The organism is Streptomyces sp. NPDC005070, from assembly GCF_053600395.1.
Genome location: NZ_JBSFZS010000051.1, coordinates 46,277 through 57,384, shown reverse-complemented (window position 1 = coordinate 57,384; position 11,108 = coordinate 46,277). Strand labels below are relative to the sequence as shown.

Annotated in this window: 10 protein-coding genes; 2 read left to right on the top strand and 8 right to left on the bottom strand. The window is 71.5% G+C overall.

Translation table 11 applies throughout. The features are described 5' to 3' along the window. The coding region (locus ACWEBX_RS19250) for a hypothetical protein (protein ID WP_451886026.1) at positions 1–253 on the top strand (253 nt) is incomplete at its 5' end. Positions 254–456: 203 nt separating this feature from the next. Here ACWEBX_RS19250 and ACWEBX_RS19245 read toward each other — a convergent pair. Further along, positions 457–1,464, bottom strand: a complete 1,008-nt coding sequence (locus tag ACWEBX_RS19245) for a stage II sporulation protein M (protein WP_451886025.1) — start codon at positions 1,462–1,464, stop codon at positions 457–459. A 129-nt stretch (positions 1,465–1,593) separates the two neighbouring features. On the opposite strand from ACWEBX_RS19245, the gene ACWEBX_RS19240 reads away from it, so the two are divergent. Further along, positions 1,594–2,763 (top strand): RDD family protein, encoded by a 1,170-nt coding sequence (locus ACWEBX_RS19240; protein WP_451886024.1) that lies wholly within the window; start codon positions 1,594–1,596, stop codon positions 2,761–2,763. Between the two features lie 48 nt (positions 2,764–2,811). Here the strand turns inward: ACWEBX_RS19240 and ACWEBX_RS19235 are convergent, their stop codons facing one another. From ACWEBX_RS19235 to ACWEBX_RS19205, 7 genes are all read right to left on the bottom strand, one after another. Beyond that, positions 2,812–3,468, bottom strand: coding sequence for a hypothetical protein (locus ACWEBX_RS19235; protein WP_451886023.1), 657 nt, complete (start codon positions 3,466–3,468; stop codon positions 2,812–2,814). A 100-nt stretch (positions 3,469–3,568) separates the two neighbouring features. Beyond that, positions 3,569–5,026, bottom strand: a complete 1,458-nt coding sequence (ahcY, locus tag ACWEBX_RS19230; RefSeq protein ID WP_451886022.1) for an adenosylhomocysteinase — start codon at positions 5,024–5,026, stop codon at positions 3,569–3,571. A 392-nt stretch (positions 5,027–5,418) separates the two neighbouring features. Then, a complete protein-coding gene (locus ACWEBX_RS19225; RefSeq protein ID WP_451886021.1) occupies positions 5,419–6,393 on the bottom strand; it encodes a cation diffusion facilitator family transporter in 975 nt (324 codons plus the stop codon). Positions 6,394–6,538: 145 nt separating this feature from the next. Next, positions 6,539–7,690, bottom strand: coding sequence for a mannose-6-phosphate isomerase, class I (gene manA / locus ACWEBX_RS19220; RefSeq protein ID WP_451886020.1), 1,152 nt, complete (start codon positions 7,688–7,690; stop codon positions 6,539–6,541). A 129-nt stretch (positions 7,691–7,819) separates the two neighbouring features. Next, on the bottom strand, positions 7,820–8,947 hold the full coding sequence (locus ACWEBX_RS19215) for an SIS domain-containing protein (protein ID WP_451886019.1): 1,128 nt from the start codon (positions 8,945–8,947) through the stop codon (positions 7,820–7,822). Between the two features lie 306 nt (positions 8,948–9,253). Further along, a complete protein-coding gene (locus ACWEBX_RS19210) occupies positions 9,254–9,424 on the bottom strand; it encodes a Trm112 family protein (RefSeq protein ID WP_355767387.1) in 171 nt (56 codons plus the stop codon). A gap of 322 nt (positions 9,425–9,746) precedes the next feature. Further along, the gene (locus ACWEBX_RS19205) at positions 9,747–11,108 is read right to left on the bottom strand and encodes a phosphomannomutase/phosphoglucomutase (protein WP_451886018.1); all 1,362 of its coding nucleotides are present in this window, start codon (positions 11,106–11,108) and stop codon (positions 9,747–9,749) included.

Below are 11,108 nucleotides of genomic sequence, written 5' to 3'. Positions count from 1 at the left end.
CCTTTGTACTCACCCTCTCGGGCTTTCCTCCGGGCGCTTCCCTTCGGTCTTGCGTTTCCGACTCTATCAGACCGTTTCCGTATCCGATTTCCTCGGTGCTTTCCAGGTTTTCGCTTTCGCGTTTCCCTTTCCGGCGAGTCCGACTCTATCAGATCCTTTCGGGCCTGATTTCTTCGGTGCTTTCAAGGTAATCCGCTCTCGCGTTTTCCTTTTCAGCGACTCCGACTTTATCAGAATCTGGGGGCCGGATTGACCGGCAGCCATTTCTGAATCATCAGGAGGGGCTTCTTCTGGATCGACGTGTCGATTACTTTGAGAAGCCAGCAGACTCTAACTGCTGCCACCGGATGTGTCCAGTTCTAGGCAACTGTTCGAATCTACCTCCCCGATCGACCCGTGTCAACAGGTTTTCTGGGGTGACGAGAAGGCTAGCAGGTCAACAGGGGCCCACGCACATCAGGCGGCCGTCGGCAGAGTGGCGCTTCGCTCGGACGCTGTGACGTCTCCTGTCTCGCCGGAGTGTGCCGCGCGACCGCCGAGGACATAGACGTACGTGAGGAAGGCCAGTTCAGCAGCGATTCCGATGCCGATGCGGGCCCAGGTCGGCAGGCCCGACGGCGTGACGAAGCCTTCGATGGCACCCGAGACGAAGAGGATCAGCGCCAGTCCTATTGCCATGCCGAGCGCGGCGCGCCCCTCCTCGGCGAGCGCCGTACGACGGGATCGCGGACCCGGGTCGATCACGGTCCAGCCCAGTTTCAGCCCTGTCCCCGCGGCGACGAAGACGGCGGTCAGTTCCAGCAGTCCGTGCGGAAGGACGAGCCCGAGGAAGGTGTCGAGCCGGCCGGCGGAGGACATCAGGCCGATGCCGACGCCCAGGTTGAGCATGTTCTCGAAGAGGATCCAGAGGACCGGGAGACCCAGGAAGACGCCCAGCACCAGGCACATCGCTGCGGCCTCGGCGTTGTTCGTCCACACCTGGGCGGCGAAGGCGGCTGCGGGATGGCTGGAGTAGTAGGTCTCGTACTCACCGCCGGGGCGGGTGAGGGAACGCAGTTCGTCGGGCGCGGCGATGGCGGCCTGGACCTCGGGGTGCGTGCCGATCCACCACCCCAGGAGGGCGGCTATGACCGTGGACAGGAGCGCCGTGGGCACCCACCAGTGGCGGGCGCGGTAGACGGCTGCGGGAAAACCCTGTGTCAGGAAGCGGGTGACATCGCGCCACGAGGCCCGACGGGTGCCTGTCACGGCACTGCGCGCGCGGGCGACGAGTTGGCTGAGGCGCCCGGTGAGCTGAGGGTCCGGCGCGCTGGACTGGATCAGCGAGAGGTGGGTGGCCGTTCGCTGATAGAGGGTGACGAGTTCGTCGGCCTCGGCCCCGGTCAGGCGGCGCTGGCGGCGCAGCAGGGCGTCGAGTCTGTCCCACTCGGTTCGGTGGGCGGAGACGAAGACGTCGAGGTCCATCGTTTTGCCTGCTCCTCGCTGCGCATCTGAGGCTCGTCGTGGATGTCAGCTTGTCCTACTGGGGCGCGATGCGCCCTCAGCTTGGCAGACTGGCGGTTGTCGGGGCAGGTCAGGGGAAGGACGGCGCGCGTGAGCGAGTTGGTGACGGGCGAGGCAGTGGCACTGGAGCTGCGGCCCGCGAAACTGCCGAGCCGGGCGCTCGCCGTGGTGCTCGACCTGGTCGTGGCGGTGGTGGTCTACGTCGTCGTGACCATCGGTCTGGTCGCGGCGACCTCCACGCTGGACGACGCGGCGCAGATCGCCGTCTCGATCGCGAGCTTCCTGCTGGTGCTGGTCGGTGGTCCGATCGCCGTGGAGACGCTCAGTCACGGACGCTCGCTGGGGAAGATGGCGTGCGGACTGCGGGTGGTGCGGGACGACGGCGGGCCGATCCGGTTCCGGCACGCGCTGGTGCGCGGTGCCGTCGGGGTGGTCGAGATCCTGATGACGTTCGGGATCGTCGCCTGCATCGCTTCGCTGGTGTCGGAGCGCGGGCGGCGTCTCGGTGACGTGTTCGCGGGGACTCTTGTCGTGCGGGAGCGGATTCCGGTGGGGCGCCTGCCGTACGTTCCCGCGCCGCCGCCCTGGCTGGCGGGACGGTTCGCGGAGCTCGATCTGTCCGCCGTCCCGGACGAGCTGTGGCTGGCGATCCGTCAGTACCTGACGCGGATGCAGCAACTGGATCCGCAGATCGGTGGGGCGATGGCGGAGCGGCTCGCCGTGGATCTCGCCGCTCGTACCGGGACTCCGGCGCCGCAGGGTGTGCCGGCGGGCGCGTATCTGGCGGCTGTCGTGCAGGAGCGGCAGACCCGCGAGGCCCGGCGGACATTCGGTGCCGCGCCGAACGGCTTCCTGTCCCCCGCGCCCGCCGGTTATCCCTACCAGCAGCCCGGCGGACCTGCCGGCCGCCCTTTCCCGCCCTCCGCGCCGGCGGGCTATCCCTTCCAGCCCGCCGCACCCGCGGGCTACCCCCACCAGCCCGGCGTACCCACCGGCTACCCCTTCCCTCCCGGGGCACCCGCGGGCTACCCCTTCCCTCCCGGAGCTCCCGTCGGAGGTCCCCTTCAGCCCGGTTCTCCTTCCGGCCGGCCCCTCTATCCGGATCCCGGTGCCCGCCCCACGCCGCCGGTCCCCGCCGGGTATCCGGTCGCGCCGGCGCGACCGTCCCCGGCTCCGGTCGGTGCGGCCGACCCGGCCACCCCGGTCGAGCACGCCGACCGGGACGAGGGTCGGTCGACCGGCTTCGCGCCGCCCGCGTAGCCGCCCTCACCGCCGCTTCGGCACCGCCGGTTCGGCACCGCACCGCCGTCAGGTGAACACCGACGGCGGTGATTCGAGGTGTTCCAGTTCGATGCCGGAGGCCGCGAGCACCACGTCGCCGGCGATGTGCACGGCGTGCTGTTCCCCGGTGTCCAGCGCTGTGACCTGGTATTCGTCCACGGTCAGCGGTCCGTTGTCAGTGGCGTGTGTTTCGCTTGCGATCAAGGCCCAGGACTGGTCGAGGGTGCGCGGGGCGAGGACCGGGTCGGTGAAGGCGACGAGGCGGACACGGGTCGCCGAGGGGGTGGCGGAAGGGGTGAGGCGAAGGAGACGGGCGGTGGCGACGAGGAAGGCGGGAGAGGTGCCGGTGAAGGCGTGGGCGGGCACGTTGCCTTCGGTGGCCTCGGTCCCGGTGGGGTCGGTGCGGACCCAGGTCACGCCGTCGAGAGCGGCGCCCCGCACCTGCCAGCCGGCCGCGTGCAGTTCGAGACGGATGGGGCGGCCGAGATCGTCGAGGGCGAGGTCGACGGAGCCGGTGACTGTCGCCGTCGCGGGCTCGGGGAGGCCGTCCGGCGTCGTGCCGGGGGGCGTCGTGAGCTGGGAGACGTAGCGCCAGCCGGAGGGGCCGGGCGCGCAGTGGAAGTGTTCGTCGGCGAGAGGGGTGTGATCGTGCGGGTCATGGAGCGAATAGCGGCCGCGGGGCATGGGCGTTCAGGTCCTCATCGGGGACAGGCCCCCGCCGGGACGGCGAGGGCCTGCTGACATCCGGACGCCGAGCGGTGGTACCGCTGCTCGGCGGGCGTGCTCAGTAGCGGTAGTGGTCCGACTTGTACGGGCCCTCGACCTCGACACCGATGTACGAGGCCTGCTCGGGGCGGAGCGTCGTGAGCTTCACGCCGAGCGCGTCGAGGTGGAGACGGGCGACCTTCTCGTCGAGGTGCTTGGGCAGCACGTAGACGTCGGTCGGGTACTCCTCGGGCTTGGTGAACAGCTCGATCTGGGCCAGGGTCTGGTCCGCGAACGAGTTGGACATCACGAACGACGGGTGGCCGGTCGCGTTGCCCAGGTTCAGCAGGCGGCCCTCGGACAGCACGATGATGACCTTGCCGTCGGAGAACTTCCAGGTGTGGACCTGGGGCTTGACCTCGTCCTTGACGATGCCGGGGATCTTCGCGAGGCCGGCCATGTCGATCTCGTTGTCGAAGTGACCGATGTTGCCGACGATCGCCTGGTGCTTCATCTTGGCCATGTCCGCGGCCATGATGATGTCCTTGTTGCCCGTCGTGGTGACGAAGATGTCGGCCTTGTCGATGACCTCGTCGAGGGTCGTGACCTGGTAGCCGTCCATCGCCGCCTGCAGGGCGCAGATCGGGTCGATCTCGGTGATGATCACCCGGGCGCCCTGGCCGCGCAGGGACTCCGCGCAGCCCTTGCCCACGTCGCCGTAGCCGCAGACGACGGCGGTCTTGCCGCCGATCAGGGTGTCGGTGGCGCGGTTGATGCCGTCGATCAGGGAGTGGCGGCAGCCGTACTTGTTGTCGAACTTCGACTTGGTGACGGCGTCGTTCACGTTGATCGCCGGGAACAGCAGCGTGCCGTCGCGGTACATCTCGTACAGGCGGTGGACACCGGTGGTGGTCTCCTCGGTCACGCCGCGGATCTCCGAGGCGAGCCGGGTCCACTTCTGCGAACCGTTGGTGATCGTGCGGTTGAGGAGTTCGAGGATGACGCGGTGCTCGTCGTTCTCGGCGGTGTCGACCGAGGGGACCTTGCCGTCCTTCTCGTACTGGACACCGTTGTGGACGAGGAGGGTGGCGTCACCACCGTCGTCCAGGATCATGTTCGGGCCGCCGGTGGGGGTGTTCGGCCAGGTCAGCGCCTGCTCCGTGCACCACCAGTACTCCTCCAGGGTCTCGCCCTTCCAGGCGAAGACCGGGACGCCCTGCGGGTTCTCGGGCGTGCCGTCCGGGCCGACCGCGATGGCGGCGGCGGCGTGGTCCTGGGTGGAGAAGATGTTGCAGGAGGCCCAGCGGACCTCGGCGCCGAGGGCGACCAGGGTCTCGATGAGGACGGCGGTCTGCACCGTCATGTGCAGGGAGCCGGTGACGCGGGCGCCCGCGAGGGGCTGCGCCTCGGCGTACTCCCTGCGGATCGACATCAGGCCGGGCATCTCGTGCTCGGCGAGGGTGATCTCCTTGCGGCCGAACTCGGCCAGAGAGAGATCGGCGACCTTGAAGTCCTGTCGGTTGTCGACAGTCGTCATGCGAGCTGCTCCTCGGAATCGGGGCGAGGTGGGTAGGGCTCTTCTGCGCGGCGGCGGCACGTACGCGTACCCGACCGGGGCACGGACGTGCACCGGCAGGGCACAGCTGTGCCCGGTGCGCGCAGCGCAGTCCGTCGGAGGCCCTCTCTCCCTCGGCCGGTCCGCGGTGGGACCGCCCGACCGCCATCAGCAGCGACGTCTGGCTCGGTCACCAAGCTACACCGGTGGAGCTCCTGCTCCCCAGTCCACCTCCGGACAAAGCGGCCCCCGCGGGCCGGAACCGAGGGGCTCGGCCGGGGTGGTGGACGGCGTGGACGGATGCCGGACGCGGGTACGCCGCCGGGGCCCGTCCGAGTTGTCGGCGGGCCCCGGCGGCGTACGAGCGGGTGGCGTCAGTGACCGGCCGGCGTGGGTCCGCCGGGGGTCGCGGCGGGGTCCGGGCCCTTGGCCGCCGCGGTGTCGCTGTAGATGTCCGGCTCCAGGTAGATCACCCGGGCGATCGGGACGGCGGCGCGGATGCGGGACTCGGCGGCGTCGATGGCGGTGGCGACCTGGGCGGCGGTGTCGTCGTGCTTGACGGCGATCTTCGCGGCGACCAGCAGTTCCTCCGGGCCGAGGTGGAGCGTGCGCATGTGGATGATGCCGGTGACGGTGGCGCCGTCGACCATCGCCGCCTCGATCTTCGCGGTCTCCTCCGGGCCCGCCGACTCGCCCAGCAGGAGCGACTTGGTCTCGGCGGCGAGCACCAGGGCGATCAGGATGAGCAGGACACCGATGCAGACCGTGCCGATGCCGTCCCAGACACCGTCGCCCGTGAGCAGGGCGAGACCGACGCCGCCGAGCGCGAGGACCAGACCGATGAGCGCGCCGAAGTCCTCCAGGAGGACGACCGGCAGCTCGGGGGCCTTCGCGCGGCGGATGAACTGGGACCAGGAGTGCGAGCCGCGCAGCTCGTTGGACTCCTTGATGGCCGTACGGAAGGAGAAGCCCTCGGCGATGATCGCGAACACCAGGACGCCGACCGGCCAGTACCAGTGGTCGATCTCGTGCGGGTGCTTGATCTTCTCGAAGCCCTCGTAGACGGCGAACATGCCGCCGACGGAGAACAGGACGATGGAGACGAGGAAGGCGTAGATGTAGCGCTCGCGGCCGTAGCCGAAGGGGTGCTGCGGGGTGGCCTCGCGCTGGGCCTTCTTGCCGCCGATCAGGAGCAGCGCCTGGTTGCCGGAGTCGGCGAGCGAGTGGACGCCCTCGGCGAGCATCGAGGAGGAGCCGCTGAAGGCGAACGCCACGAACTTCGATACCGCGATCGCGAGGTTGGCGCCGAGTGCCGCCACGATCGCTTTGGTGCCGCCTGAAGCGCTCATCTGCTCCTGCTGTCCCTTCGTACGCGTCCGGACCCGTCCGTACCCTCGTACCCCGTCCGGTCCCGGCTTTGCCCACCCTTTGCGGTGGGCCATTCTTGCAGCCCGGTCCGCCGGGGACGCGCCTCAGGTCCCTGCCGTCGTCCCGTCAGGCGACAACTGTCGCACGGAAGATCGTGCCGGACCCGGACACTTCGGCCTTTTCGCCGGCCGGTACGAAGACCGAGGTGCCGGGGGTCAGGTCGATGCCGTCGGCGCGCACGGAACCCGAGGTGCAGAGCAGGATCTGGGGGGTCTCGCGGGTGAGGTCGCGCGGATCGGCGCCCTCGGCGACGACGTACCGGGAGAGGCGGAACTCGTCGATGGGGGTCGCGTAGACCTCCTCGCCGTCGGGGGACGCCTCCGGGCGCAGGACGCCGGGGTCTGCCGCCTCGAAGCGGACCACGCGCAGGAGTTCGGGGACGTCGACGTGCTTGGGGGTCAGACCGCAGCGCAGGACGTTGTCGCTGTTGGCCATGATCTCGACGCCGAGGCCGTTCAGGTAGGCGTGCGGGATGCCGGCGCCGAGGTAGAGGGCCTCGCCGGGCTGGAGCCGGACGTGGTTGAGGAGCATCGCGGCGATGACTCCGGGGTCGCCCGGGTAGTGGTGGGCGAGACCGGCGTACGGGGTGTAGTCGCCGCCGAGGCGGGCGCAGGCGGCCGTGGTCTCGGTGACCGTACGGGCCATGTCGTCCGGGTCGGCGCTCAGCACCGCCGTGAGGACCTCGCGCAGCGCCGCCTCCTCCGGGTGGGCGCGCAGCAGGTCGACGTACGGCTTGAGGGAGTCGACGTCGAGGGCGGCGAGGAGTCGGGCGGCCTCCTCGGGGGCGCGGAAGCCGCACAGGCCGTCGAACTCGGTGAGGGCGCAGATGAGTTCGGGCTTGTGGTTGGCGTCCTTGTAGTTGCGGTGCGGGGCGTCGATCGGGACGCCCCGGCGCTCCTCGTCCTCGTAGCCCTCCCGGGCCTGTTCGAGGTCGGGGTGCACCTGGAGGGAGAGGGGGGCGCCGGCGGCGAGGAGCTTCAGCAGGAACGGGAGCCGGGGGCCGAACTTGGCGACGGCGGCGCGGCCGAGTTCCCGCTCCGGGTCCTCGGCGACGACCTCGTTGAGCGGACCGCGCTCGGTGCGCGAGGGTGCGCCCGGGTGGGCGCCCATCCACATCTCCGCCTGCGGTTCGCCGGTCGGCTCCACGCCGAGGAGCAGGGGGATGGCGGTGGTCGAGCCCCAGGCGTAGGGGCGGACGGTGTTGTCGAGGCGGTCCATCGGTGTCTTCTTCTCCATACGTGCGCTGCGCGGCCCGCCGGGGCGGGCGTCGATCGGAAGCGTGGTGTCAGGGGAGCCTGGCGCGGGGTCCGGCGGTGCGGCGCGCCGGGCGCGAGGTCCTGCCCAAGATCAGGCCCCCGAAGCGAGCGCCAGGTAAACGGCGGCGAAATCCGTGATGGCGATCAGCTCGGCGAGGGTTTCCAGTTCGCCGCCCTCCTCGGGTTCGAGCTCACTGATCGCGGTGTCGTGGCTGAGGGCGAGTTCGCGGGCGGCGGGGGCGGCGCTGATCCCGCCGATGGGACGGTCGCGGAGCAGCACCACGCGCGCGTGCAGTGCCTGTGCCTCCGTGACGCGGTCCCGGAAGAAGTCGTCGGGGTCCGCGCCCGCGGCGAGCGCGCCCGCGAGCAGCACGCTGTGCGAGGCGAGGGCCTCGGGCAGTTCGGCGGTGAGCGCGGGGCGGCCGGCGAGTTCGGCGAGCGCCGCGGTGAAGCGGCGGCCGGCCGGGCCCGCGGAGGTGCCCTCCGTCCAGATCACCGGGAGCGCCTCGGCCAGTTCGACGGCGAGTGTCTTGGCGGGGTTGCTGTAGGCCGCGATGGCGGGGCCGCAGCGCTCGGCGACGCGGTCGAGGCGGTCGGCGACCCTCTGCAGGGCCTGCGGCGGGGCGGTGACCAGGCCCGTGCGGTCGAGGAGGGCGAGCAGCGGGGTGAGTAGCGCCCAGAGCACGCCGGGGGCCGAAGCCCCCAGGGGCTCCTCCTGGTCGTACGGGGCGGACGCCATCGGTACGAAGAGGCCGTGGCTGCCTTCCACCCACTCGGCCAGCGGGGAGCCTGCGGGGGCGACGGCGGCGACGGTGCTGCCGCGCCGGTAGGCCTGCTCGATGAGCAGTTCCAGGCCGGGTTCGCTGCCGTCGGGGGTGGCGATCAGCAGGAGGTCGACGGGGCCGGCCCAGCCGGGCAGGTCCCAGCGCAGGGCGCCTCCGGCGGGGGCGACGCCCGTGGGGGAGAGCCGGGTGAGGGGGCAGCTCGCTCCGGCGAGGGTGCCGAGCAGTTCGGCGACGCCGGTGGCGGCCATGCCGGGGCCCGCGATGAGGACGGCGCGCGGGCGGCCGTCGGGCTTCAGCTCGGAGATGCCGGCCTCGTTGGCGTGCCGGACCGCGGTGCGTACGCGGGCGCCGGCCTCGGCTGCGCCGCGGAGCAGGGCCCGCCGGTCGGCCCGGGTGAGCGCGTCGGGATCGTCGAGGAGCGATTCGTCGAGCATGGGGTCGGTAGCCTCCGATCGCCGGGGGGCGCTTGCGCGTGAGCCGCCGGGGTCGCTTGCACGGGGTCGCTCGCGGGAGGGGCCGAGCGGCGCTGGGTCGGACCGGAGTGCCGGCCGGGCGTGCGCCGGCCGCCGATCGGGACGGCCGCGTCGCCGTCGGCCGTGCGGGCGGCGGTGCCGTCGCTCGTCGTCGGGTGTCGTGGCTCGTCGTACCTGCCGCGCCGTCGGCCCGCGCGCGGGGACGGCGCCGCTGTCGCCTCGCGTGCGGCGGTCGCGGCGCCGCTGTGCGCGAGGCGGATGCGTCGGTTACGCGGGGCGCCGGGCCTCGTCGACCAGGAGTACGGGGATGCCGTCGCGGACCGGGTAGGCGAGCCCGCAGTCCGCTCCCGTGCAGATCAGCTCGGTCTCCTGCTCCTTGATCGGGGCATGGCAGGCCGGGCAGGCGAGGATCTCCAGGAGGCCGGCTTCGAGCGGCATGGGGTGTCCTTCCGAAACGGTGGATGCGGCCTGGTCAGGGTACCGCTGCGGGAAGCCCGGTGCCGGGGCGCGCCCATGGTTCGTGAGGCGCGCCGAGCAGGTGTACGGGCCCCCGCACCCGGCGTCCGGGCCGGCACCGGCACTGGCCCGGGCGGACCCCGCCGGTGCCGGGCCCGGCACCACGGACGCGGCGCACCCCGGTGCCCGGCCTCGCCGACCTGCCGTCGGCCCGGCGCAGGGCCGGTACGCGGGCGGCGGTCCACCCGGCGGGGCGCCTGACCCGGGTGAGGGTGCCTGGGTGCCGGAGGAGGCTTGTACCGGGTCAGGATCTGATGAGTTTGAGGACCTCGTCGCGGAGCTTTGCCATCGTGGCCTCGTCGGGGGCCTCTGCGTTGAGGCGGAGGAGGGGCTCGGTATTCGAGGGGCGGACGTTGAACCACGTGTCCCCGAGGGTGACCGTCAGGCCGTCGAGCTCGTCGAACTCGACGCCCTCGCGGCCCTCGTAGGCGGCCCTGACGGCGGCGAGGCGGGCCGCCTGGTCGTCCACCGTGGAGTTGATCTCGCCGGAGCCGGCGTAGCGGTCGTACTCCGCGACGAGCCCGGAGAGCGGGCCGTCCTGGCCGCCGAGGGCGGCGAGGACGTGGAGGGCGGCCAGCATGCCGGTGTCGGCGTTCCAGAAGTCGCGGAAGTAGTAGTGCGCGGAGTGCTCGCCGCCGAAGATCGCGCCCACGGCGGCCATCTCGGCCTTGATGAAGGAATGGCCGACGCGGGTGCGGACCGGGGTGCCGCCGTGCTCGCGGACGACCTCCGGGACCGACCAGGAGGTGATGAGGTTGTGGATGACCATGCCGCCGCCGTGCTTGTCCAGTTCGCGGGCGGCGACCAGCGCGGTGATCGCGGACGGGGAGACCGGCTCGCCCCGCTCGTCGACGACGAAGCAGCGGTCGGCGTCGCCGTCGAAGGCCAGGCCGAGATCGGCGCCGTCCTCGCGGACGCGCTTCTGGAGGTCGACGATGTTCGCCGGGTCGAGCGGGTTGGCCTCGTGGTTCGGGAAGGTGCCGTCCAGTTCGAAGTACATCGGGACGAGTTCGAGCGGCAGACCGGTGAACACCGTCGGCACGGTGTGTCCGCCCATGCCGTTGCCCGCGTCGACGACGACCTTCAGGGGGCGGATCGAGGTCAGGTCGACGAGCGAGCGGAGGTAGGCCGCGTAATCCTCCAACGTGTCACGCCGGGTGATCGTTCCGGGCGTGGCGTCCGAGGCCGGGGCGCCGGAGTCGAGCCAGGCCTCGGCGAGCCGGCGGATCTCGGAGAGCCCGGTGTCCTGGCCGACGGGGGCCGCGCCCGCCCGGCACATCTTGATGCCGTTGTACTGGGCCGGGTTGTGCGAGGCGGTGAACATGGCGCCCGGCAGGCCGAGCGCGCCCGACGCGTAGTAGAGCTGGTCCGTGGAGCACAGGCCGATCTCGGTCACGTCGACCCCGCGTGCCGCGGCGCCGCGCGCGAAGGCGCGGGAGAGGCCCGGCGACGACGGCCGCATGTCGTGCCCGATCACGATGGCGTCCGCGCCGGTCACTTGGACGAAGGCGGCACCGAACAGCTCGGCGAGCGGCTCGTCCCACTGATCCGGGACCACCCCGCGTACGTCGTACGCCTTCACGAGCTGCGACAGATCAGCAGTCAC